13 protein-coding genes, 1 other RNA gene and 2 pseudogenes are annotated in these 25,597 nt (G+C 64.9%); 10 read left to right on the top strand and 6 right to left on the bottom strand.

Annotated features, from left to right (window positions below):
- Positions 1-25: 25 nt before the first annotated feature.
- Positions 26-403, bottom strand: an RNA gene (gene rnpB / locus JF70_RS08625) — RNase P RNA component class A.
- A 177-nt stretch (positions 404-580) separates the two neighbouring features.
- Here rnpB and hpf point away from each other — a divergent pair.
- The 4 genes and pseudogenes from hpf to trpD all read left to right on the top strand — a co-directional run bounded on the left by hpf (position 581) and on the right by trpD (position 5,733).
- Positions 581-1,255, top strand: a complete 675-nt coding sequence (gene hpf, locus JF70_RS03125; protein WP_045935254.1) for a ribosome hibernation-promoting factor, HPF/YfiA family — start codon at positions 581-583, stop codon at positions 1,253-1,255.
- 225 nt (positions 1,256-1,480) lie between these two features.
- Positions 1,481-3,986 (top strand): annotated as a pseudogene (secA, locus tag JF70_RS03130) (preprotein translocase subunit SecA); the annotation flags it as partial.
- Between the two features lie 230 nt (positions 3,987-4,216).
- Positions 4,217-4,402, top strand: a pseudogene (locus tag JF70_RS09325) (SEC-C metal-binding domain-containing protein); the annotation flags it as partial.
- 230 nt (positions 4,403-4,632) lie between these two features.
- On the top strand, positions 4,633-5,733 hold the full coding sequence (trpD, locus tag JF70_RS03135; protein WP_045935256.1) for an anthranilate phosphoribosyltransferase: 1,101 nt from the start codon (positions 4,633-4,635) through the stop codon (positions 5,731-5,733).
- A 105-nt stretch (positions 5,734-5,838) separates the two neighbouring features.
- Here the strand turns inward: trpD and JF70_RS03140 are convergent, their stop codons facing one another.
- Positions 5,839-6,384 carry a hypothetical protein gene (locus tag JF70_RS03140; RefSeq protein ID WP_045935257.1) on the bottom strand — a complete coding sequence of 182 codons (546 nt, stop codon included), beginning with the start codon at positions 6,382-6,384 and terminating at the stop codon, positions 5,839-5,841.
- A gap of 48 nt (positions 6,385-6,432) precedes the next feature.
- Here JF70_RS03140 and JF70_RS03145 point away from each other — a divergent pair, with 48 nt between their 5' ends.
- Positions 6,433-7,128 (top strand): lysophospholipid acyltransferase family protein, encoded by a 696-nt coding sequence (locus tag JF70_RS03145; protein ID WP_045935258.1) that lies wholly within the window; start codon positions 6,433-6,435, stop codon positions 7,126-7,128.
- Positions 7,129-7,145: 17 nt separating this feature from the next.
- On the opposite strand, the gene JF70_RS03150 is transcribed toward JF70_RS03145, so the two are convergent.
- Together JF70_RS03150 and JF70_RS03155 are read right to left on the bottom strand one after the other, a co-directional pair.
- Positions 7,146-9,377: a Stk1 family PASTA domain-containing Ser/Thr kinase gene (locus JF70_RS03150; protein ID WP_045935259.1), complete on the bottom strand. Its 2,232-nt coding sequence runs from the start codon at positions 9,375-9,377 to the stop codon at positions 7,146-7,148.
- Positions 9,370-10,605, bottom strand: a complete 1,236-nt coding sequence (locus JF70_RS03155) for a polyprenyl synthetase family protein (RefSeq protein WP_082069367.1) — start codon at positions 10,603-10,605, stop codon at positions 9,370-9,372. The genes JF70_RS03150 and JF70_RS03155 overlap by 8 nt, the downstream gene beginning before the upstream one ends.
- 191 nt (positions 10,606-10,796) lie before the next feature.
- Between JF70_RS03155 and JF70_RS03160 the strand changes: the two genes are divergently transcribed.
- From JF70_RS03160 to JF70_RS03175, 4 genes are all read left to right on the top strand, one after another.
- On the top strand, positions 10,797-11,405 hold the full coding sequence (locus tag JF70_RS03160; RefSeq protein WP_197069094.1) for a DUF4192 family protein: 609 nt from the start codon (positions 10,797-10,799) through the stop codon (positions 11,403-11,405).
- Between the two features lie 113 nt (positions 11,406-11,518).
- A complete protein-coding gene (locus tag JF70_RS03165; RefSeq protein ID WP_045936077.1) occupies positions 11,519-12,943 on the top strand; it encodes an RNA polymerase sigma factor in 1,425 nt (474 codons plus the stop codon).
- Positions 12,944-13,072: 129 nt separating this feature from the next.
- A complete protein-coding gene (locus JF70_RS03170; protein WP_045935261.1) occupies positions 13,073-15,430 on the top strand; it encodes a DNA gyrase/topoisomerase IV subunit B in 2,358 nt (785 codons plus the stop codon).
- A gap of 48 nt (positions 15,431-15,478) precedes the next feature.
- On the top strand, positions 15,479-20,428 hold the full coding sequence (locus JF70_RS03175; RefSeq protein ID WP_045935262.1) for an ATP-dependent helicase: 4,950 nt from the start codon (positions 15,479-15,481) through the stop codon (positions 20,426-20,428).
- Positions 20,429-20,445: 17 nt separating this feature from the next.
- On the opposite strand, the gene JF70_RS03180 is transcribed toward JF70_RS03175, so the two are convergent.
- On the bottom strand, positions 20,446-23,079 hold the full coding sequence (locus JF70_RS03180; protein ID WP_045935263.1) for a DNA gyrase/topoisomerase IV subunit A: 2,634 nt from the start codon (positions 23,077-23,079) through the stop codon (positions 20,446-20,448).
- 114 nt (positions 23,080-23,193) lie between these two features.
- Here JF70_RS03180 and JF70_RS03185 point away from each other — a divergent pair, with 114 nt between their 5' ends.
- Positions 23,194-24,417, top strand: coding sequence for an alkaline phosphatase family protein (locus JF70_RS03185; protein WP_045935264.1), 1,224 nt, complete (start codon positions 23,194-23,196; stop codon positions 24,415-24,417).
- A gap of 36 nt (positions 24,418-24,453) precedes the next feature.
- Here JF70_RS03185 and sepH read toward each other — a convergent pair whose 3' ends face one another.
- Entirely contained in the window at positions 24,454-25,512 is a 1,059-nt protein-coding gene (gene sepH, locus JF70_RS03190; RefSeq protein ID WP_045935265.1) for a septation protein SepH, read from the bottom strand.
- Positions 25,513-25,597 lie beyond the last annotated feature (85 nt).

A 25,597-nucleotide genomic window follows, 5' to 3' on the forward strand; every position in this document is an offset into this window, starting at 1 on the left:
CCAAGGCATCACACAGTGAAAGAGAAGATGAGACCTCTCATATACCCCGGGTTCTGTCATCGACCGGATGAAAATCCGGACGACGGATGGCCATCCATCTCGACCTGACGTCGCCGCCAGGCTCTAGCGGCCTACCCGAAGGCGGGACGAGCAGCCCCTGAATGCCTTCTGCTTGGCCTTGCTCCCGATGAGGCTTGCCATGCGGTCGGCGTTACCGTCGACCCGGTGGTCTCTTACACCGCCGTTTCACCCTTGCCCGCCTTTACCAGGCGAGCGGTCTGTTCTCTGTTGCGCTATCTCTCAGGTCACCCTGGGCGGACGTTATCCGCCATCGTGCTCTGTGGAGCCCGGAAGTTCCTCAGCCCTTCCCAGGAGGAGGGACCGCGGCCATCCGAGAGGTCTCGGGGATACAGCATAGCGGAACTGAACGACCGAACCATCGGTCATGATCCCGCTCTGGCCTCAAGCTCAATCAGTGAGTCAGCCCCGCTCTTCGGATACAATCGGAAGCACAGTCGATGGTGACTAAGTCCGCCATCGCACCAGCGGTTCGTCCGCTCACAAGTGCAAGGAGATTCCCATGGAGATCGTCATTACCGGTCGACATACCCAAATCAAGCAGCGGTTCCGCGACGTTGTGGACAGCAAGATGAACAGGGTGACGGCCATCGCCCCCGATGCCCAGCGCATCCAGGTCGTTCTGACACATGAAGGCAATCCCCGCCAGGCTGACAGCGCCAAGAGGGTGGAGCTCACGGTCCAGGCCGGCAAGACCGTGATTCGCGCCGAGGCTTCCAGCGCCGACGAGTTCAGCGCACTGGACATGGCCTTGGACAAGCTGACCCAGCGTCTGCGCCGGGTCCGCGACCGCCGCAAGGACCATCGCCGCGGACTGGAGCATCCGCCACTGCCCGCCGATCTGCCCGTGGATGACCAGGCAGGTGATGAGGGCGATCAGGGCCAGGAGTCCAATCCAGACAACAGCGCCCAGAGCGCCGTGGCCTCGGACCTGGCACCGGGTCAGTCGGTCGAGGTGCAGGTGGGGGACACTCCCATCGTCATCCGCCGCAAGCTGCACATCGCCGAGCCCATGAGCATCGACGAGGCCCTCTACGAGATGGAGCTGATCGGCCACGACTTCTTCCTCTTCGTCAACAAGGAGACCCGGCGGCCGTCGGTGGTCTACCGTCGGCACGGTTGGAGCTACGGTGTCTTCGAAATCGATACGCCTGAGCATGTAGGCCAGAAGAAGTAAGAGCAAAACGGATATTGAACAGTGGGGCGATTCCCCGGCGGCAGGTTGGCCCGGCCTCCGGAGAATTGCCCTCTTCAATGCCCGGTCCGGCTGCCAAGGCCGCAGCCGGGTTTGCGGAACCATCGGTTTCGAGAAAATCGGTGCATTCGCGTAAGATAATCAAGGTCTGGGCCTACGTCAGCTGAGGGCGTGCGAAGGCCATAAAAGAACGGTAGGGAGCGCAACGTGGTAGCAGTCTTGGACAAGGTCCTCCGTATGGGCGAGGGTCGTCAGATTCGCAAGCTTCAGGGGGTGGCCAAGGCGACCAACGCCTTCGAGGATCAGATCTCGGCCATGAGCGACGAGGAGCTCAAGGGTCAGACGCCAAAGTTCAAGCAGCGACTTGAGAACGGCGAATCCCTCGATTCCCTGATGCCTGAAGCCTTCGCCACGGTTCGCGAGGTTTCCAAGCGCACCCTGGGCCAGCGGCACTTCGACGTCCAGCTGATGGGCGGAGCGGCCCTGCACTGGGGCAACATCGCCGAGATGAAGACCGGCGAGGGCAAGACCCTGGTGGCCACCCTGCCCAGCTATCTGAATGCCTTGGAAGGCAAGGGCGTGCACGTGGTCACGGTCAACGACTACCTGGCCTCCTACCAGAGCGAGCTCATGGGGCGCATCTTCCGCTTCCTGGGCATGAGCGTGGGTTGCATCATCACCGACCAGCGTCCCGCCGAGCGCCGCAAGCAGTACCAGGCGGACATCACCTATGGCACCAACAACGAATTCGGCTTCGACTACCTGCGTGACAACATGGCCTGGGACAAGGACGAGCTGGTCCAGCGCGGCCACCATTTCGCCATCGTGGATGAGGTGGACTCCATCCTGATAGACGAGGCTCGAACTCCTCTGATCATCTCCGGACCCGCCGAGGGCGATGTGACCCGATGGTACCGGCAGTTCGCCAAGCTGGTCCCCAAGCTCACCAGGGATGAGGACTACGAGGTCGACGAGAAGAAGAAGGTCGTCGGCATCCTGGACCCCGGCATCACCAAGGTGGAGGACTACCTGGGCATCGACAACCTCTACGAGCCCGCCAACACCGCCCTGATCGGGTACCTGAACAACGCCATCAAGGCCAAGGAGCTCTTCCTGCGCGACCGCGACTACGTGGTCCAGAACGGTGAGGTCCTGATTGTGGACGAGCATACAGGCCGTCTGCTCAAGGGCCGCCGCTACAACGAGGGCCTCCACCAGGCCATCGAGGCCAAGGAGGGCGTGGAGGTCAAGGCCGAGAACCAGACCTTCGCCACCATCACCCTGCAGAACTACTTCCGCATGTACGACAAGCTGGCGGGCATGACCGGAACGGCCGAGACCGAGGCCGCCGAGTTCATGAACACCTACAAGCTGGGCGTGCTGCCCATCCCCACCAACAAGCCCATGATCCGCAAGGATCAGCCGGATCTGATCTACCGCACCAAGAAGGAGAAGCTGACCGCCATCGTCCGCGATGTGGCCAAGCGGCATGCCAAGGGCCAGCCCATCCTACTGGGCACCGCATCCGTGGAGTCCTCCGAGGTGGTCTCCTCCCTGCTGGACGTGGCCGGCATCGACCATCAGGTCCTCAACGCCAAGCAGCATGCGCGCGAGGCTGCGGTCGTGGCTGTGGCAGGGCGCAAGGGGGCTGTGACCGTGGCCACCAACATGGCAGGGCGTGGCACCGACATAATGCTGGGCGGAAACGTGGAGTTCCTTGCCGATCAGAAGCTCAAGGAGCAGGGTTACTCCTCCGACGACACTCCTGAGGAGTATGAGAAGCGCTGGCCCAAGATGCTGGACTCCGTCAAGGAGCAGGTCAAGGACGAGCATGAGGAGGTCGTCAAGCTGGGTGGCCTGTACGTACTGGGCACCGAGCGGCACGAGTCCCGCCGTATCGACAACCAGCTGCGCGGCCGCTCAGGCCGTCAGGGCGATCCTGGCGAGTCCAGGTTCTACCTGAGCCTGGAAGACGATCTGATGCGCCTGTTCAATACCGGGATGGTGGCTCAGCTCATGTCCAAGAGCCTGCCCGAGGGCCAGCCCATCGACAAAAAGAGCGTCTCCAAGGGTGTGCGCAACGCACAGAAGTCCGTGGAATCCCGCAACTACGAGATCCGCAAGAACGTGTTGAAGTACGACGATGTGATGAACAAGCAGCGTCAGGTCATCTATGGCGAGCGTCAGGCGGTGCTCAAGGGCGAGGACATCCACGAGGACATTCTCCGCTTCATCAGCGAGACCATCACCTCATACATCCGGGGTGCACAGAAGGGCTCGGACAAGCCCGAGGACTGGGATGCCGACGGGCTCTGGAAGGCGCTGGCCTCCGTCTACCCGGTCAGTCTTGACCAGGATGAGACCATGGACTCCCTGGAGGGTCTGAAGGGTGACAAGGCCGTCAAGGCTCTGGCGGACAAGTTGGTGGAGGATGCCGATTCCATCTACCAGCAGCGTGAGGACGAGCTGGGCGAGAAGGGCTCCAGGCAGCTGGAGCGCCAGGTGGTCCTCTCCGTCCTGGACAGCAAGTGGCGTGAGCACCTCTACGAGATGGACTACCTGAAGGACGGCATCGGCCTGCGCGGCATGGGTCAGCGTGACCCCCTGGTCGAGTACCAGCGCGAGGGCTACCAGATGTACAACTCCATGATCGACGCCATCAAGGAGCAGACCGTGCAGCTGCTCTTCAACGTGGACCTCAAGCAGATCGCGGCCAGCCAGGAGAACGAGCGGCGGGCCCGCGAGGAGCGTAAGGAGAACGAGGAGAGCCAGTCCGAGCCGGTCAACTACCAGGCGCCTGAAGAGCCTGATGCCGAGGACGAGACCACCGACATTGACGAGACTGCCGAGGAGCATGACGAGGGTGCTCCGGCTGGCAGCATCCAGGAGGATTCAGAGGAGGATGCCTCTGAGGATGCCGCTGACGAGGGTGCTCCGGCCCCGGTCGGACCTGCCCCTATCAGCCATGCCGAGGGCAAGGTCCCTGCCAACAAGAGGCCCAAGGCCGTAGAGGATCACTCGCCTTGGTCTGATGGCCGCACCTTCCCGGGCACGCCCCGCAACGCCCCCTGCCCCTGTGGTTCCGGACGCAAGTACAAGATGTGCCACGGCCAGAACGAGAAGAAATGACAGGTTCGCATAATCACTAGCGGCTTCTGCAGATAAGGTTGCCGATCTGACTGACGGCCATCGCTCACAAGGGCGGTGGCCGTTTCCATATATTGGATTGCCTACTTTCATATATTGGTAGCAAAGTGACCAGAATATGGGATTGCCTTGTGCAGGGGAGGGGCAGGGCAGTAAACCTAGAGCAAACAGCGGGGCATCCAGCCCCGCTTCTTCAAAGGAAAAGAGTCATCATGCGGCCACTTAGCTGGAAATCCGTCCTGAACTCCTTGGTGTCCGGTCGGCACCTGAGCGCGGATGAGGCCGAGTGGTGCATGAACGATTTGATGGACGGGCATGCCGACCCTGTCCAGGTGGGAGCCGCCCTGTCCATGCAGTCCGCCCTGGGACTGACCAGCCCGGAGGTCGAGGGGGCTGCCAAGGCCATGGTGGGCCATGCGGTGCCGCTGAAGGTCAGCGGCGACGTGACCGACATCGTCGGCACCGGCGGCGATGGGGCGGCGACGGTCAACCTGTCTACGATGGGTGCCATCGTGGCTGCGGCTGCGGGGGTCAGGATCGTCAAGCACGGCAACCGGGCCGCATCCAGCAAGAGCGGCACTGCCGACTGTCTGGAACAGCTGGGTCTTCCCCTGGATCTGCCGCCCAAGGAGGTGGCTGCCATGGCGGATCGTTACGGCATCACCTTCGTCTTCGCCAAGACCTTCCACCCCGCCATGCGGTTTGCAGGGCCTGTCCGCTCGTCGCTGGGTATTCCGACCGTCTTCAACCTGCTGGGACCCCTGACCAACCCGGTCAACCCGCGCTATGTGGCCATAGGATGCGCCCAGCGCCAACTGAGCCCCATGATGGCCCAGGTCTATGCCTCTCGCGGTCAGGAGGGCATGGTCTACACCTCGGTCGAAGGCCTTGACGAGATGGCCCCGACCGGCCCGGTCTCCATCTGGGAGATTCACCAGGGCAAGGTGGAGGAACGCTCCTTTGACCCGACTCGCGAACTGGGTCTCGACCCGGTCAATCCGGAAGACCTACGCGGTGGCGATCCCGCCTTCAACGCCAGCGTCGTCAGGGACTTCCTGGCCGGCAAGTCGGTTCCTTCGCGTTCCACGGCCCTGCTCAATGCGGCCTCGGCCATCGTGGCCGACGGCACACAGATCGATGCCGGTCCCGAGGCCGACCTGAGCGTGCGGTTTGCCCAGGCCTACCAACTGGCTACCCAGGTTGTGGACCAGGGGAGGGCGGCCGACCTGCTGGCAGCCTGGATCCACGGAGCCCAGGAAGCGCAGTCCCGCTGCCGGCAAGAGGAACGGACACGCCGTCCTGTCCTGGTCTAGGTTCGCGGTTGCAAAACCTGTTCGGACCCCGTTGGCTGATGTTCCTGCCAGTGGGGTCCGAACGTATTGGTGGCCTGGATATGCTGGATATGGCGGCACTCGGCATTATCGCCGGTAGTGCCGTTCGTCGTCATCGAAGAGCCCGCTTGAATCGTCGCGGAAGTTCTTCCGGTCGATGATCAGTCCTGCGATGCCTATCAGCAGGAGCAGTCCCGCCAGCAGGCCGGTCAAGCCGGACCAGCGGGGGATCAATATGGTCAGGAAGAAGCAGATCAGGCCCAGCACCGTCATGATCATGAAGGCCGCATGCCTTCTGCCCAGGTCGCTCAGATCGGGGTTGGGCGGCACAAAGTTCGACGACTGGTCCATGACCTCGTCGGTGTCCAGCCAGCTGCTGCCTTGGAAATCGCGCGGTCCGGAGCCGCCGACGAAGGAGTCGCGCTTCAGGTCCTCGGCCCTCAGCGCCGCCTTCTTCTCGGACTTTCGGGCCTTCTTTTCGAACTCCTTGGCCGTCCTGGACGATTCCAGGGAACCCAGCTCGTCAGCGTGCGAATTCAGGAAGTCCGCCCACTCCTCGTCCCCCTGTGAGGGCCCGGTTCCCGCCTCGCTGTTATACTGATTCCCGGCGTCGTTATGCTTGTGCTCGGTCATAGAACCATCGTAACCTCGGCCGCACGCATTCGCTACCAAGGAGTCTCTGTGCTGTACTGGTTCTTCGTCAAACTGCTCGGTCCGTTGGCGCGTATCTGGTTCAAACCGACCGTTGAAGGCACGGGGAACATTCCCAAGCAGGGGGCTGCCATCATCGCCTCCAACCATCTGGCCGTCATCGACGACGCCCTTCTGCCCATCACCTGCCCCAGGATGATCCACTTCATGGGCAAGGCCGAATACTTCAACGGCAAGGGGATAAAGGGCAAGTTCAAGAAGTGGTGGTTCAGCTCGGTCGGAGTCTTCCCCGTCGACAGGTCGGGCGGCTCCAAGTCGCTGGGAGCCATGGAAACGGCACGTTCCATCCTTGAACACGGGCATATCTTCGGCATCCATCCGGAGGGTACGCGCAGCCCGGACGGCAGACTTTACCGTGGACACACCGGGGCGGCGCGGCTGGCCTTCGAGACCGGAACGACAGTGGTGCCCACCGCCATCATCGGCACCCGGCAGCTTCAGGAGCCTGGCCACGTGCTTCCGCATAAGGGCAGGACCAAGGTCATCTTCGGCAAGCCCATCACCGTGCCCTACGTGCCGGTCAACAGCCTCACCCACGAGGAGATCCGCAACCTGACCGACCGCATCATGCAGGAGATTCAGGAGATGAGCGGGCAGCGCTACGTGGATGTGTATGCCCAGGTCATCAAGGCGCATGAAAACAAGGAAGAGCTGCCTGACGACTGACCGCAGAGACAGGGTGGTCAGACCACAGTCAGGGTCACGACGGCCGGCGAACCGTCATCATTGACCACCTTGACCTGGGTGCCGGGGTTGGGGTCCTGGATTCGCACCGTGTGGGTCAGATTGCCCAGTGGCGCGGAGATGTTGACCTTGAGCCCGTATCCCTGCAGGATCTGTGTGGCCTCATCCTGGCTCTTGCCTTTCACGTCGGGCATGCTGATGAATTGCGGCCCCTTGGAGACCACCACGTTGACCGCATCGCCCCAGTGCAGCTGTTCCTGGGCCTGGTGGGAGGCGGAGATCACCTGGTTGCGGGGCACCGTGTCTGACCAGTCCTCGCTGTAGTTGACCTTGAGCCGGAGGGCTTCCAAGGCCGCCTTGGCATCATCCCTGGCCTTGCCGATGATGTCGGGCATGGCCACCGGCATCCGCCCCTTGGACAGGACCAGACTGACCTTGGTATCATGCCGGGTCCTGGTTCCCGGGGCCGGTTCCACCGAAATCGCCGCTCCCTCGGGAATATCCATGGAGTACTGGTCCTTGGAGGAGTCATGGTCGATCTTGTCGAACCCAGCCGCCTTCAGGGCTTGCAGGGGGTCCTTGCCGTTGGAGGTGTCCGGCATGAGGATGTCCTTGGGCACTGTGGCCTGGCGAATCCCCTTGGAGACCGTCAGGCTGAGGATGCCGCCCCGCTTGCTGATATGGGCTCCGACGGTATCGGGATCCGCAGCCATGATGGCCCCTTTGGGCACCTGGTCGCTGAAGTCGTAGTCGGTGTCGACATCGATGCCTGCGACCTTGAGTGTGCTGGCGTACCTGGCGTAGTCGGCGCCGATGACCTTGCACTCCTGATTCTCGGGGCAGGAGATATCGTCCGGCTTGGGCAGGGCGACATAGCTGCCCGGACCCAGGTAGTACCACCAGGCGCCACCGCCGCCTCCGGCCAGGGCCAGCACCAGCAGAACCACCAGCGCGATGATCAGGCCCCGATGCCGGTGCTTGGGTTTGGCCGTTTCGGCACCTTGCTGCATGGTCTGGACGGAAGCCGGAACGAGGCCTGTATCGGCGGGGGATGCTGTCGGGTCCTGAGGCTGCAGGACGGTTGTGGTTTCTGCCCGTGAGGGGGTGTCCACGTCGTTGAGCCGATAGCGCCTGGTCGCTGCGTCCGCATCATCGGTTTCGGGCGGGGCGGGCACATTCAGGACCGTGTCCGAATCCTCCGGGTCGGTTGCTGCAGCAATGGTCTGTGTGGCTGCGTCTTCGGAATCGTCGCTGGGTGCCGTGGCTGCCTGCCTTGGCGGTTCGGTCATCTCAGGGTTGGCGGACCCGGGCTGTCCGCTGGCTGCGGCTGCTGCGGCCGCTGGGGCTGTCGCAGGCAGCACGTAGTCCATGGCCTGCCGGTCCAGTCCCCTGACCACCTTCCTCAGGCCTTCCAGGGCCTTGCCTGCGTCGTCCGGGCGGTTTTCCGGTGAGCGGTCGGTAAGTCCGGAGACCAATGCGGCCACGGATGGGTCGATTCCCGGGCAGGCCTGGGCCAGGGAGGGGACGTCCTCGTGGACGTGCTTGAAGACGATGGTCACCGGGTTGTCGCTGGCGAAGGGGACCGTGCCGGTCAGCATCTCGTAGGCGATGATGCCCACGGCATAGAGGTCGCTCTGGGGGGAGGCCTCATTGTTCTCGATGGTTTCGGGGGCCAGGTAGGCGGCCGTGCCCATGAGCATGCCCGTGGAGGACAGGGTGGCCTGGGCGGCGGCGCGGGCCAGGCCGAAGTCGGTGATCTCCACGTGGCCGCGGTCGTTGATGAGGATGTTTTCCGGCTTGATGTCGCGGTGGATGACGCCGGCTCGGTGGGCGGAGGCCAGGCCGTCCAGTATTTCGCCCAGGATGCGCAGGGTCTCCTTCAGGGGATAGATGCCCTGCCGGGCCATGTCCCGCCGCAGGCTGATGCCGTGGACATACTCCATGACCAGGTAGTCCAGCCCCTGATCGACGCCCGTGTCGTAGACCTGGACGATGTGGGGGTTGGCGATGGCGGCCGCCGACCTGGCCTCCCGGCGGAAACGCTCCTCGAACTGGGCCCTGTGCGGGCCCTGGGCCAGCATGGTGTGCATGATCTTGACCGCCACATGCCTGGACAGCCGCAGATCCAGAGCCTCGTAGACCGTGGCCATGCCACCTTGCGCAATCTCGCGCAGAATGCGGTAGCGCCCGTCTATGATCCGGTCGCTGGTCCTCTCGTCCGCTTCACTCATGCTCGTCTTGTCCGGCCCTCTGCACCTCGGAGGCCTGACCGGCCTCGGCATCAATGGAAGATACATGTTCATGATACCCGGCGGTGGTGGCAAGCGGCAGGAAGCGTCGGCAGGCCTTGAGGAAGATCGCTCGGCCCTCTGCTGACAGCTGCAGAGCATCGGCCAGGGCCTGGGCTCGGGCCTGGGCTCGGGAGGACAGGCCGGCAATGCGTCGACGACTGGCTTCCACGGCCCCGCAGGAGCGCATCAGGTCACGGACCATATCCACCTGGGCATCCTTGCGGCGTTCGGTCGGTGAATTGTAGAGTCGGCGGACCTCCTTGGCCTGACCAGGGCCGGCCATGGCCAGGGTGTCGGCCAGGAGGACGGTCCGCTTGCCCTCACGGATGTCGCCGCCCACGGGTTTGCCGGTGCGGCGGTCGTCGCCTGCCACATCCAGCAGATCGTCCGCCAGTTGGAAGGCCAGACCCAGATCCAGGCCCAGGGCGCGTACCGAATCTTTGTGCCCTTCCAGGTCTATTCCGGCAGCCAGCAGGCCCAGGGCCAGGGGGGCCATGGTGGTGTAGGAGGCGGTCTTCCAGGCCATGGTGTGCAGGGCCTGACTGCGCAGGCGTTCCGGATCGTCCAGTGGAGCCTCTTCCATACCCATGTCCAGGATCTGGCCGGTGACCACGGCCGTCTGCATGGCTTGGAAGGCTCTGCCGATGGCCGATTCCTGAGGCAGGTCGGCAGCCGCCTGGAGGGCCATGGTTGTGCTCAGTGATGCCAGCAGGTCGCCAAGGAGGATGCCCAGGCCGGTGCCACGGGCATCGGGGCCTGCGGGGAGCCGGTCGCTTGGATCGTTTCCGGCGGCCGACCGGCTCAGGGCCAGATGGGCGGCAGGACGGCCCCGACGACGGGGGGAGCCGTCGATGATGTCGTCGTGGACCAGGGCGCTGGTCTGATAGACCTCCAAGGCGCAGGCAAGGTCCACTGCCGCCTGTTCACGGTCCGGATTCTGCTCGGATTCCAGAGCCCGCCAGACATCGCAGAGCAGGAGGGCGCGCAGTCGTTTGCCGCCACGGCCTGCCTCGATTGCCTGGTGGATGACCTCCTGCAAAGCCCCCTGTGAGGGGTTCTGATCCAGGGGATGGTCCAGTCCGGGCTCTGGAGCAGTCAGGTGGTCGCATTGGCTCCGGAGCAGTTCCTCCATGCGTTGTTCGACCCGTGCTGCAGTCACGCTCTTCATGCCTTAGAGCCTATCCGCATATCTGCCCAGCAGGCAGGCTGCAAGGCCCATGGCTGCAAGGACCATGGTGGATGGATGACCCCACTTGACCACATGATCGGCTGTGGCCTTCCTAACGGTTCCAGCTGGTTCAGGATGGTGCCCAGGCTCCCCGGACCACAGACCGGGAGCGGATGGGAGGCGATGACGGCATGAACGATTCATATGAACACGGCATGACAAAACTGGTGGAGAACTATCGAGAGGGTCGACGACGATGGGGCGTGGAAGATGCTGACAGGCGATGGCTCCAGCAACCCTTGACAGACTGGACTGCCGGCTTGAGGGGGCGGCAGCAGGCGCACCCGCCTCTGGACTCCGACTCGGCGGACCGTCTGGCTGTGGCCATCAAGGAAACCCTGGCCATACGCGACGGGCTGATTCTGTCAATCCTGGCGCCTGAGCCTGGTCTGCATGCTGACCGGCTGCTGGACCTGTGTGTGCGTCCCAACGATGCGTCCAATGTGACGGTGCTCTGCAACATTCTGGATGCGGTCTTCAAGGACCCTGCCACGCGGCCGGACCATCCGCGTTGCCGGGCCGGGCTGGCCATGCTTCAAGCCATAACTGATCAGGTTCCGCCGGGGTTTCGGTCCCAGCCCCTGGCGGTCGCGGCCTACGTCGACTGGTGGAATGGGGGATCCCGGGCATCCGGGTTCGCCGAGGAAGCTCTTTCCGACGACCGCTCATGCAGTCTGGCCGCCATCGTCCTGGCTTTGATCGGCCGCGGCATCGAACCGGCCTGGAGGCAATCGGGCTGAATCGGGAATAATCGTCCCCCTGGGGTGGTTCACTTAGTGAGTCTAAGATTTGACCTTGCCATAGCTGTGCCTTGAAAGCAGTGTCGGCGGGTGGGATGATCCAGGAGGAGAATTTGGCCACGAAGGACACCAAGTCAGCCAAGACAGCCGCAGTGGATACCGGGAAGGGCCGGACCAGTTCAACCGCCGGCAAGACCAAGACCGCCACCAGGTCCAAGACCAGCAGCAGCAAGGCGTCCCGCAAGACCGCAGCCCGCAAGACCGCCACTGCCAGCACTTCGACGGCCAAGACCAACCGTCGCCCGGCCTCCAAGACCAAGAAGAAGGTCGAAGAGGAGCCCATCCTGCAGCCGGAGGAGCAGGAGCCCGACGAGGACCTGCTCGAGGACCAGGAGGACGACGACCAGCTGGACAAGAGCGAGGATCAGCTGGAGGACGAGCCCGACGAGGACGATCAGGAGGAGGACGAGGCCCACCAGGTCGAGGATGAGGCCGAGGAGGACCGCAAGGCCGCCCATGCCCTCGCCGCCAAGGTCAAGGGCGCCTTCGTCGTCGACGATTCCGATGACGATGAGAATGTCACTCCCTCAGGCAACCCCAAGCGTCGTGTGGTCACCGCCGGCGCCACTGCCGATCCCGTCAAGGACTACCTCAAGCAGATCGGCCGCGTCAGCCTGCTGAACGCCGAACAGGAGGTGGACCTCTCAGAGCGTATCGAGGCCGGCCTCTATGCCCAGCATCTGCTGGACACCGAAGGCGATGGCATGGACTTCAAGCGCCGCCGCGAGCTCAAGTGGGCCGCCAACGACGGGAAGAAGGCCAAGGACCATCTGCTGGAGGCCAACCTGCGACTGGTGGTCTCCCTGGCCAAGCGATACACCGGCAGAGGCATGCTCTTCCTGGACCTGATCCAGGAAGGTAACCTGGGTCTGATCCGTGCGGTGGAGAAGTTCGACTACACCAAGGGCTACAAGTTCTCCACCTACGCCACCTGGTGGATTCGTCAGGCCATCACCCGTGCCATGGCCGACCAGGCCCGCACCATCCGTGTGCCCGTTCACATGGTCGAGGTCATCAACAAGCTCTCCCGCGTCCAGCGTCAGATGCTGCAGGACCTGGGTCGCGAGCCCACCCCCGACGAGCTGGCCCGTGAGCTGGACATGCCCGTCGAGAAGGTCCAGGAGGTCCAGAAGTACGGGCGCGAGCCCATCTCCCTGCACACCCCTCTGGGCGAGGACGGTGACTCGGAGTTCGGCGATCTGATCGAGGACACCGACGCCATCGCCCCCTCGGATGCTGTGGCCTTCTCCCTGCTGCAGGAGCAGTTCCAGCAGGTGCTTGAGACCCTGAGCCCCCGCGAGGCCGGCGTCATCAAGATGCGTTACGGCCTGGAGGATGGGCAGCCCAAGACCCTGGACGACATCGGCCGCGTATACGGGGTCACCCGTGAGCGCATCCGCCAGATCGAGTCCAAGACCATGTCCAAGCTGCGGCATCCTTCGCGCTCGCAGACCCTGCGTGACTTCCTGGATCAGTGACCTCTGCGCCCGGCGGGGAGGTCCGGATGCTGTCGAGGCCTCCTTGCTAGAAATGGTCATCGGTGCGTAAGCGACCGCCCATGCGAGGACCCGTGTCCCCTGGGCGCCAAGAGGTGAACGGCGAGGTAAATGGTGGCGAAAAAGCCTGAAAAGGGAAAGTCCTATGGTGCCGGCAGTCTGACGGTCCTGGATGGCCTGGACGCAGTGCGCAAACGTCCAGGCATGTACATCGGGACCACGGACAGCCAGGGGCTCATGCACTGCCTTTGGGAGATCATCGACAACGCCGTGGACGAGGCCCTAGCCGGCCAGTGCGACCACATCAAGGTCATTCTGCACAAGGACGGCTCCATCGAGGTGGACGACAACGGCCGAGGCATCCCCGTCGATATTGAGCCTCGAACCGGGCTGACCGGCGTGGAGGTGGTCCTGACCAAGCTTCACGCGGGCGCCAAGTTCGGCAACTCCTCCTACACGGCCGTGGGCGGCCTGCACGGCGTGGGCTCTTCGGTGGTCAACGCCCTGAGCTCCCGACTGGACGTGGAGGTGGACAGGGACGGCAAGACCCACCGGATGCGCTTCCACCAGGGCCATCCAGGCACCTACCAGGACCCAGATCCGGAGCGGCCCTCGCCTGACTCGCCCTTCAAGCGCACCAGGAAAAACCGGCCTACACCCCTGGAAGTAGTGGGCAGCGTGCCCAAGTCCCGGACCGGGACCAGGGTGCGCTACTGGGCCGACCCGGAAATCTTCAACCCCACGGCCCGGTTCAGCTACGCCCAGCTGATCGACCGGGTGCGCCAGACCAGTTTCCTGGTGCCCGGCCTCAAGATCACCGTGATTGACGACCGCATCCCCGCCACAGGAAGCGCCGAACAGGACCTGCGCCTGGAGGTTGACGGCGAATCCGCTGCGGAGCCGGACAATCAGAACGTCCAGGACGATCAGGAAAACCTTCATGGATCTTCCAACAGGGACGATCTCTCTGAAGAAGGCACCGAAGGCGAACGTGCCGAGGACGCGCAGCCGGATGATGCCGACCTTTCGGCCACCGAGCGGGCCGACCGGGCCATGCTGCAGCCGGAGGACGAGTCCGGCCATCAGCGCGTGGAGGAGTTCCTGCACACCGGCGGGGTGACGGACTTCGTGGACTTCCTGTCCAAGGGCGAGCCGGTCAGCGACATCTGGCGGATCAGCGGCCAGGACACCTACCAGGAGGAGACCCAGCGGGTGGGCTCGGACGGTGAGTTGCACGCCGAGCAGGTGGAACGCGTCTGCGGGGTGGATATCGCCCTGCGCTGGGTCAACGATTACGATTCAGTCGTTCGCAGCTTTGTCAATGTGGTGGAGACGCCCGGCGGAGGCATGCATGTGGACGGGTTCATGAACGCCATGACCCGCCAGGTGCGCAAGGCCGTGGAGGCCAACGCCCGCCGCCTCAAGGTCAACCTCAAGGATTCCCACACCAAGGTGGAGCGAGACGATGTCCTGGCCGGGCTGGTGGCCGTGGTCACCGTGCGTATCGCCGAGCCGCAGTTCCAGGGCCAGACCAAGGACGTGTTGGGTACGGCCCAGGTCAAGCCCATCGTCACCCGGATGACCGACGACCAGTTCGGCCAGATGATCAGCGGCTCCAAGCGCGGCTTCAAGGAGCAGTCCGGCCAGGTGCTGGAGAAGATCGTCGGCGAGATGCACGCCCGCGTCCAGGCACGCAAGACCAAGGAGGTCACCAGGCGCAAGAACGCCCTGGAGTCGGCCTCCATGCCCTCCAAGCTCTCGGATTCCATGCCCGGCAACGACGACATCGCCGAGCTGTTCATCGTCGAGGGCGACTCCGCCCTGGGTACGGCCAAGGCAGCCCGAAACTCCACGTTCCAGGCCCTGCTGCCCATCCGAGGCAAGATCCTCAACGTGCAGAAGGCCTCCCTGTCCCAGATGCTGACCAACAAGGAGTGCGCCTCCATCATCCAGGTGGTCGGCGCCGGCTCGGGGGCCAGCTTCGACATCGACCAGGCCCGCTACAACAAGGTCATCATGATGACCGATGCCGACGTGGACGGTGCCCACATCCGCATCCTGCTGCTGACCCTCTTCTACCGCTACATGCGGCCCTTGATCGAGAACGGGCGGGTCTACGCTGCCGTGCCGCCCCTGCATCGAATCGCGCTTGCAGGCAAGAACAAGGGGAAGTTCATCTACACCTATTCGGACGATGAGCTGGAGGGCAAGCTGGCCGACCTGCGGGCCAAGCACATCGACTACAATCCCGATGTGCAGCGCTACAAGGGTCTGGGCGAGATGGACGCCGACCAGCTGGCCGACACCACCATGGATCCCCGGACCCGCATGTTGCGCCGCATCCGCATGGAGGATGCCGCTCAGGCGGCCGGCATCTTTCCCCTGCTCATGGGCGACGACGTGCCGCCCCGCAAGCAGTTCATCGTGGACAATGCCGACGACTTCGACCGGAGCAAGATCGACACCTGATCGACCTTCAGCAAGGCCCAAAGGGACGGGGAGAGGAGTGTGACGCATATGGGCGATCCCTTAGATAATTTCTCCCCGCAGACGGCCGGCTGGTTCCGCCAGGCCTTTCCCGACGGGCCCACGCCGACCCAGATGCAGGCCTGGCCGGCCATCCGCTCAGGCGGTGATGCACTGATCATTTCGCCCACCGGGTCAGGCAAGACCCTGGCTGCCTTTCTTTGGGCCATCGACGAGCTCATGACCATGCCTCGGCGCTCCCGGAAGCCTGGGGTCGCCGTGCTTTACATTTCGCCCATGAAGGCCCTGGGGACGGATGTGGCCCGCAACCTGCAGGCTCCGCTGGACGGTATAGCCGAGCGATTCGAACAGCAGGGACGCAAAGCGCCCAAGGTCCGGACCGGCATCCGTACCGGGGACACCGACGCCCGCGGCCGCAGGGTCCTGGCCGCCCATCCCCCGGATATTCTGGTCACCACCCCTGAATCCCTCTATCTGATGCTGACCTCCAAGGCAGCCAGCACGTTGAAGAATGTGCAGACCGTTATTGTGGACGAAATCCACGTTCTGGCGGGCAACAAGCGCGGGGCTCATCTGGCCCTGAGCCTGGAGCGGCTGGACGATCTGGTTGGACAGCCCGTGCAGCGGATCGGCCTGTCGGCCACGGTACGGCCGCCCGAACAGGTGGCACGTTTTCTAGGCGGCAGCCGTCCGGTCAGCCTGATCCAGCCCAAGTCGTCCACGGCCATGGACCTGCGGCTGATCGAGCCCTTGGAGGACATGGGCGATCTGGCTGCACCGCCCGGCGAATCCGGCCAGAAGGGTCAGGAGGGCGACCAAAGAAGCGGATCCATCTGGCCAGCCGTCGAACGGGCCATTCTGGACCAGGTCCTGTCCCACCACACCACCCTGGTCTTCGTCAACTCGAGAGGTCTTGCCGAGCGTCTGACCGCCCGGCTGAATGACCTGCACCAGTCCGATCTGCAAGCGCCCAACCACCGTAGGCGAGGCAGCAGTGGGCAGGACCAGCCAGGTCTGTGCCCTGAAACAGACCGGACCACGGGCAGGGTTGTGCAGGCCTGGGAGCCAGCCCACTACGATTCGGCCACCGGGTCCACCTCCGAGAGAACATCCGGCCAGCCTGTCGACCAACCCATTGCCATGGCCCACCATGGTTCGGTGTCCAAGGGGCGCCGCCGCCAGGTGGAGGACGACCTCAAGGCCGGCAGACTGCGGTGCGTGGTGGCCACCTCCAGCCTTGAGCTGGGCATCGATATGGGTTCGGTCGATCTGGTCATCCAGGTCAACGCCCCGCTGTCGACCGCCTCAGGGCTGCAGCGGGTGGGCAGAGCCGACCATCAAGTGGGACGGGTATCGCAGGCCAGGCTTTTTCCCCTGACCCGCGGGCAGATCCTGGAGTGCACGGCCAGCATGGAAAGCATGGTCCAGGGCGACATCGAACCCACCGTCATGCCCGGTAACCCCTTGGATGTTCTGGCCCAGCAGACGGTGGCCGCGGCCGCCATGGGGCCACTCAAGGAGGGGGACTGGCTGGCCACGGTCAGACGGGCCGCGCCCTTCGCCCACCTGGACCAGCAGGTCTACCGGGCGGTGCTGGGCATGCTCAGCGGGGCCTACACCTCCCAGGACTTCACCGCCTTCCGCCCCATCCTGGTCTGGGACCACCAGACCGGCACCCTGACGGCCCGCCCTGGTGCACAACGACTGGCAGTGACCTCAGGAGGCACTATCCCCGACCGTGGCTCCTACAGTGTGGTCATGCCCTCCGAGGCCGCCGGCGGCAAGCCCCGCCGAGTGGGGGAGCTGGACGAGGAGATGGTCTACGAGTCCCGCAAGGGGGACGTGATCACCCTGGGCACCACCTCTTGGAGAATCCAGCAGATCACCCGCGACCGTGTGGTGGTGGTGCCCGCCCCGGGACGCTCGGCCAGGCTGCCCTTCTGGCACGGGGAGGGCAACGGCCGTGACCCCGCCTTCAGCCGTCGTCTGGGCAGGCTCGCCAGGGAACTGTCACAGGGCCTTATACCGGCGGTCCAGACTGCCTCCGGTCGACCAGGCTTCACTCGACCCGTCTGTTCTCGTCTGTTGGAGGACGGCCTGGACCGTCCTGCCATCAACAATCTGGCCACCTTTCTGGCCGAGCAGCAGGCCTCCACCGGCCGGGTGCCCGACGACCGGCATCTGGTGGTCGAGCGCTGCCCCAACGAGGAGGGCGACCTGAGGCTGATCCTCCATTCGCCGTATGGTCGCAGGGTCAACGAGCCCTGGGCCCTGGCCATAGCCGCCCGGCTCTCCCGCGAGCGCGGCTACGACGGTTCCGTCTGGGCTGGGGAGGATGGCATCGTCGTGCAGATCCCGGGCACCGATGCCTTCCTGGAAGATCAGCGGATATTCGGATTCACCCCCGATCAGGTGGAGCGCGAGGTCCGACGGCATCTGGTTGGCTCTGCGCTCTTCCAGGCCCGTTTCCGCCAGTGCGCAGCCCGCTCGCTCTACATGCCCAGGATGGAGCCGGGCCGCAGGGTTCCGCTCTGGCAGCAGCGTCTGCGGGCCTCCCGTCTGCTGGACGCGGCCCTGAAGGAGGATGACTTTCCCCTGGTTCTGGAGACCATGCGCGAGTGCCTGCAGGATGTCTACGACATGCCTGCCCTGCGCGAGCTCATGGCCGACCTGGAGCAGGGGAGCGTCCGTCTGGTCCCGGCCTCCACCAAGACCCCCTCACCCATGGCCTCAGGACTGCTCTTCGGCTACCTGGGCACCTTCATGTACCAGTACGACATGCCCAAGGCCGAGCGCGACGCCGCCATGCTGGCCATCGACTCCGACCTGCTGGAGCAGATGGTCGGCCAGGTGGACATGGCTGACCTTCTGGACCAGGAGACCGTCGACCAGGTGACCGCGGATTTGCAGCGGCTTTCGCCCAGGACCCGGGCCAGGGGTGCCGAAGGACTGGCCGACCTCTTGCGCACCCTGGGCCCCATGGACCTGGCCGGGATTCGTCGGCGCATGCGCGGTCAGGAGGACGAATCGGTGACGGAGGCACAGGTCCGGGCCATGCTGGATGAGCTGCAGGCCCAGTCCAGGGTGGTCCAGGTCAGACTGGGCGCTCGTGACTGCTGGGTATGGGCCGGTCAGGCGGGGCGGCTGACGGCGGTCCTGGGGCCCGGCATCATCCATCCATCCGCCCAGCCGACAAAGCAATCTGAATCGGACAGCGAGGCCTTCGACCAGCTGGTCAGGCAATATGCTGCAGTCCATGGGCCGTTCACCACCCAGGACCTGGCCGGCCGCCTGGGTCTGGGCAGTGCGCTCTTGGAGGACAGACTGCGTTCCCTGGTCGCACGCGAGCTGCTCATGACCGGTGTCTTCCCCCGTCCTGACCTGAGTGCCTATGGCGAGCCCGGATGGGAGGGAGGCGAACCCTGCCGAGGATGGCTGGATCCAGGGGTCTTCCGTCGGCTGCGCTCGCGGTCCCTGGCCAAGGCCAGCAAGGCCGCCAGCCCCGTTCCCGGCCATGTCTACAGCGACTTTCTCCTTCACCGGCAGGGTCTGGCACCCCTTGGCCAGGAGCCGTTGATGGGCACCGAGGGACTGCTGGAGGTGGTTGCGCAGCTGGAAGGACTGAATCTGCCGCCCGCGCTCTGGGAGTCGGCCATCTTCCCGGCCAGGGTGCGTGATTACGGTCCCGCATTGATGGACGATCTGCTGGCCTCGGGCCAGGTGGTCTGGGTGGGGTCCGACCAGGGGGAGGGTCCGCTGGGCGCCATGACCTTTTATCTTGCCGAGGACCTGGATGGGGAGCTTCCGACACAATCCAGCGGTTCTCCGTCGGTCACGGATGAGGCCGGCAAATCGAGCAACCCGGGCAACGGGGGCGATATGGAAGAGACCCTGCTGGATGTTCTGGCTGATGGGGGAGCCTACCGCTTCGATCGCCTTCTGCGTGCCTGTGCCGGCCGGGGCGGGGATGACATTGGGTCCCCTGATTCCCAGGCCCCCGATCAGGAGGCCATGGCCCGGTCGCTCTGGGTGCTGGTTAGACGTGGACTGGTCACCAACGCCTCCCTGGCTCCGGTCCGGCGGCTGGTCCGAGGATCGGAACCGCAACGCTCGGGTAGGACCCGCCGTTTACCCCATGGACTGCGTGGACGCGGCAGGCCCTTGGGTCGCGCAGCCTTGACGCGTGTGGCCGGCTCATCAGCGCTGTCAGCGGCGATGGAGGGGTTCTGGACTCTGGTTGCGGATGAGGGCGGAGCGGCAGAAGTTGCAGCGGGAACTGGCATGACCGATTCGAGCGACAGATCCAGAGGCGGCCAGGACGATGACCGGCAGCGGACCGTCCGCCTGGTCCACGAGGAGCGAGCCGTCCTGGACCGCTATGGGCTCCTGGCCCCGGTCCTGCCCGAAGTGCGGACCCTGCCCGGCGGATTCTCGGCCCTCTATCAGGTCTGCAGACGCATGGAGGAGGCCGGCCAGCTGACGCGTGGGGTCATCGTCGACGGTTTCGGCGGCGCCCAGTTCGCCCCGCGGGAGGTGATCGACCAGCTCAGGGGCTTCCAAGAGGATGATCGCAATGATGACGGTGAAGGCGGATCGGGGCAGCGAACTGCCGAACCTGTGGTCATGGACGTGACCGATCCAGCCAACCTCTATGGCACGGCCCTTGCCTGGCCGACCACATCAGGGGATGCCGGCGGCCGGCCCGTTCGGCGGATGGGGAACCTCCTGGTGCAGAATCGAGGCCGCGCCCTGGTCTATGCGGCACCCAAGGGTCATCATCTCCTGGTCTTCGGTCATCCCGAGCGTGGATTGCTGGAGGCCGCCTTCGCCCAGCTGGCCTCATGGCTGAGGCGGGGCGGGCAGGGACGCATCCTCTTCAGTGATGCCAATGGCCGGCCCCTGACCATGCGCGAATCGGTGGGCATGGCCCTGGCCGCCGCCGGATTCACGGCCGGGCCGGGCGGCATGGCCCTCTACTGAGTCTGTGCCGAGCGCCCTCAGGCCACGAAGGCGATGGGCGCTGCCAGCTCCTGGCCGGAGGCATCCCGGCGCATGTCCACGTCGGGCAGTTCGACCGGAGAACCGGCGGCGGTGCTGGCGTGCAGGGGCCAAGCACCTACCCGTGCCAGCAGGAGGGTGTCCTGACCCTTGAGGAAGCGTTGGGAGCGCACGCCACCCGTGCCGCGGCCCTTGACCGGATACATCTCCAACGGGGTCAGCTTGCCCGACCCGTTCTCGGTGCCTGGAAGGGCCTCGGAGTCGCCGGCCACGGTCAGAACCACGGCCCCGGCCTGGGTGCTCATGCCATCCTCGCCGGTCTCCTGGTAGGTCCAGCCGATCTCCCCGGCCGGCACGACCGCGAAGGTGGCGACCTGGCAGCCCTGGGCCAGACGGATGCCGGCCATGCCTGCCGCATTGCGGCCCTGGGGTCGGACCTTGTCCCCGGTGAAGGTCAACAGGCTGGCATCCGAGGAGATGAACACCATGCGGTCCCCGTCCTGGCAGGGGGCTGCGAAGACCACTTGGTCGCCATCCTTCAGATCGATGACCGACCAGGAGTCCATGGTGGTAGGGGATTCGCGGTTCCAGCGCTTGACCGTGCCCAGTCGGGTGCCCAGGGCCAGGGGCCGGGAGTCGGCCATGTCGATGACGGTGACGGCGTGCTCGTCGGCCTGTGGCTCGGTGCTGGTGGTCCCGCCCAGGAGTTCGTCGGCCACGATGCCACCGCTCAGGTTGGGGTTGGCGGTGGCCGGGATCAGCGGCAGGTCGGCCACTGGGGCCGTGATCAGCCGTCCAGCCGTGGTGACCAGGCCATAGGTGGCCAGGGTGGTGGTGGCGAATATGGCGAGGATCTGGTCGTCATGCCCCCGGTCCTGGTTGCGCGGCCGGGACCGCCAGGCATCCAAGGCGCCCGGGGTGCTTCGTGCCAAGAGCCCTGTGGCGCTCATCATGACCGTACAGGGTTTGTCCTCCATGTGCAGGTCGCCCCCGTCACCGCCACGGCTGGTTCCTCCGCTGGCCAGCAGTGCACCCTGGGAGCCAGCACCGATCTTTCCGGAGGTCTGCCGAGCGGTCTGCCGATCGCCGGCTGCCGACTGCACGGGGGCCAGGTCGCCGGAAGGCTCCTGGTCCAGGATGACCGTGCGTCTGGGCGTGCCCCACTGGGCCACCGCCTGATCCATCTCCTGGATGACCACCCGGTCCAGCTCGGCCGAAGAGCCCAGAATCCGCTCCAGCTCCTCCAGCTGCTTGTTGAGGTCGTCTCGCTCGCCCTCCAGCTCGATCCGGCTCATCTTGGTCAGCCGCCGCAGCCGCAGGTCAAGAATGTACTGGGCCTGGGTCTGATCCAGGTCGAAGACCGCCATCAGCCTGGTCTTGGCCGCATCCGCGTCGTCCGAGCTGCGGATGACCTGGATGACCTCGTCGATGTCGACCAGGGCCAGCAGGAGCCCCTCGACCAGGTGCAGACGCTCCAGGGCCTTCTTGCGGCGGAACTCGCTGCGCCGATGGATGACCGTGCGCCGGTGCTCCACCCAGACCTCCAGCAGCTCCTTGAGCCCCATGGTTCTGGGCCGTCCGTGGACCAGGGCCACGTTGTTGATGGTGAAGGAGTCCTCCAGCGGCGTGTACTTGAAGAGCTTGCCCAGGACCTTAGCCGGGTCGAATCCCGTCTTGATCTCGATGACCAGGCGGGTCCCGTTGTGCCGGTCGGTCAGGTCGATGGCGCTGGAGATGCCCTCCAGCTTGTGGTTGCGCACCCCCTCGGAGATGCGTTCCAGAACCCGCTCGGGGCCCACCATGAAGGGCAGCTCGGTGACCACGATGGCCTTCTTGCGGGCGGTCACGTTCTCCAGGTGGGTGACGGACCTGGTCACGAAGGCCCCCCGGCCGTGCTCGTAGGCCTTGCGGATACCGTCCCTTCCCACGATGATTCCGCCGCCGGGCAGATCCGGACCGGGCACGTAGCGCATGAGCTCGTCCAGGCTTGCGTCCGGGTGGGCCATCAGATACTTGGCCGCGGCCACCACCTCGCCCAGGTTGTGGGTGATCATGTTGGTGGCCATGCCCACGGCGATGCCCGAGGCCCCGTTGACCAGCAGGTTGGGGATGGCCGAGGGCAGGACCTGGGGTTCCTTGAGCTTGTTGTCGTAGTTGGGGGAGAAGTCCACCGTGTCCTGGTCGATGTCGGCGTTCATGCCCAGGGCCGCCGGGGCCAGCCTGGCCTCGGTGTAGCGGGAGGCCGCCGGTCCGTCGTCCAGGGATCCGAAGTTGCCGTGGCCGTCGACCAGGGGAAGGCGCATGGCGAAGGGCTGGGCCAGGCGGACCATGGCCTCGTAGATGGATGAGTCGCCATGGGGGTGCAGCTTGCCCATGACCTCGCCCACGGCCCTGGCCGATTTCATGTAGGGGCGGTCGGGATTGAGGTTCATCTGGCCCATCTGGTAGATGATCCGCCGCTGGACCGGTTTGAGTCCGTCGCGGGCGTCGGGCAGGGCCCTGGCGTAGATAACCGAGTAGGCGTATTCCAGGAAGGACTTGCTCATCTCCTCGTTCAGGGGGGTTTCGACGATGTGCTCCTTGACCTGCCGGGGGTCGTACCCCGCCGCCTTGCTCCTGCGATGAGTTGCCATGCTCCAGCTCCTGCTCCTTCACGTTCCGCCTTATGATAACCGGACGGCTTGCCAAAGCATCCGCGGCGGGGATGCAGTGTCGGCCTGGGGTCTGACCGTGCTTGAATGGAAGGCATGGGTCTGGATACACCTGACATGAAGGAACTGCTGGAGCCGAGTCCGCCTATCCGATACGGGGACCGGACGGGGGCCAATTACGTTGGCGGACCCCGGCATCTGTCTGCCGTCCTGCCCGCCCTGAGCGCCTGCCTGGGAGCGCCCGTGGCCACTGATGTCCACCCGTCCGCCAAAGCCCTCCAGGAGGCCCTGGGACTGCCTGACGCCCGGTCGGTGGTCGTCGTCCTGGTGGACGGTCTGGGATTCTGGAACCTGGTCAGCCGCCAGGGTCATGTGCCCTACCTGCGCTCGCTGCTGTCCGAACCCATCAACCAGCGTCCCCTCTACACCAGCCTGCCTTCGACGACCGTGGCTGCCATGGGGGTCTTCGGCACCGGAACCAGCCCTGGACTGACCGGCATGACCGGTTACACCCAGCTGAATCCGGACACCGGCCAGCTGGGCCAGATGATCCAGTTCAGGGGGGCCCAGGACCCCGAGCGCCTGCAGCGCCGCCCCACGGTCTTCGAGACCCTCCAGGCGCAGGGGGTCCGGGTGACCTCGTCAGGTCTGCCTCGTTTCCGCAACTCCGCCCTGACCCGTGCAGCCCTGCGCGGCGGGGACTACCTGGCCCACAACCACTCCCGTCAGCGTCTCCTGGCCGCCTGCCAGGCCGCCCGCCAGTCGGGGCTGACCTACCTCTATATCCGCGATGTGGACAAGGTGGGCCACCACAGCGGTTGGGAGGGCGAGGAGTGGGTGGCCGCCCTCGAAGCGACCGATGCCCAGCTGGCCGAGCTTCATCGCCGCCTGCCCGCCGGGACGCTGACGGTGATCGTAGCCGATCACGGCATGGTGGAGGCTGATCCGGACCAGCGCATTGACATAGCCCAGGACCCGGAGCTGAGCCAGGATGTGCGACTGGTGGGCGGCGAGCCCAGGGCGGTCATGCTCTACCTGGACCAGGGGGCGGATCCACAGGTCGTTTCTGCACGCTGGCATGATCGTCTGGGGGAGCGGGCCTGGGTGCTGACCCGGGACCAGGCCATCCAACAGGGCATCTTCGGCCCTGTGGACCCCCGGATTCGACCCATGATCGGCGACCTCCTGATTCTGGCCGGTGACCGGGTCACCCTGGTGAATTCTGCAGGTCAGACGGATGCCGCGACCAGACTGCCTGGCGTGCATGGCTCATGGACCCGTCTGGAGACGCAGATTCCCTGCCTGATCGATCTGGTCTGACTGCCTGGGATCGACTGCCTGGGATGACGAACTCAGCTACTTGCCGAAGAGGATCTCATCCCAGCTGGGCACGGCCGACCGCCCGGAGTGTTTTTTGGCCCGCTTGCTGCGGCGACCCTCCTTTGGCTCGTCCTTCTGCTCATCCTGACTGGCATCGTCGCCTTGTTCCGGCTGCTGGCTCTGCCCATGGTTCTGTACGGGCAGGACCATGGTGGATTCATTGTCCCGGATGGGAGGATGCTCGGCCGTGTCGGGGTCCTCGTTCAGTTCTGCGCTGGGGTGGCCGGGCTCTCGCTCGGCTGTCCGCTCCTGGCCTTCCTTGGGCTTGCCATAGAGCCAGGCCGTGAGTGCCGCCTGACGCTCGCCGTCCTCCTGGCCGTCCGAATCACGGTCCTCTTCCTCGATCTGGGCAAGGGCATCTTCCTGGTTTGGAGGCCGTCTGTCGGTCTGGTCGTCGATCTCTTCGGCGGGGCCCTGGTCCCAGGCAGGCCGCTCCTGTCCATGGTCGTCTGTGGAATCGTCCAGCAGCATCCTTGCCGCCCCGTTCAGGCAGGTCACGGTGTTGTCATGCATGTTCCAGGCCCAGCGGGCGTTGAATATCCGCTTATCCAGCGTAAACACGCCGTTGATGTTCCAGGGTTCGTACCCTCGTCTGGTGGCCTGCCAGGAAACCTGTGACAGGCTGACCCCCGCACGGGCCAGCACCTTGCCGATCAGCTCCTGGTAGTTTCGCCCGCCCGACCCCTTGGGCGCCGGCATGGTCAGGAACTGCTCGATGGCGTACTTCTTCTCGGTCTCCACCGGGGCCGCGAAACGCCGTACCAGCGCTTCGTTGACAGCGTATTGCTGAGCCACCTGCTCGGGGCGGGCGCCGGCGCGCACAGCCGCCTGGATGGCAGAGACGGGCAGTGGCTTGGACTTGCCGGTCTGGGGGTCCACATCCTCTTCCTCCTTGACCTGCTTGGCCTCAAGAATGGCGCGATCAAGCGCATCGTCGACCCTTACGGCGAAGTGCCGGTGGTCACAGACGAAGACCAGATCGCCCCTGTCGTCGACATGGTCAAAGCTGGCCACCCTGGTCCCATTCTCAGACATGCACGCCCCTATCCTCTTACGGTTCCTTTACACGGCCTTAGGTATTTCCATTGTGCCCTACGGTTGGTATTTTACGTGCTTTTGA

The organism is Bifidobacterium mellis, from assembly GCF_000967265.1.
Classification (GTDB): domain Bacteria; phylum Actinomycetota; class Actinomycetes; order Actinomycetales; family Bifidobacteriaceae; genus Bombiscardovia; species Bombiscardovia mellis.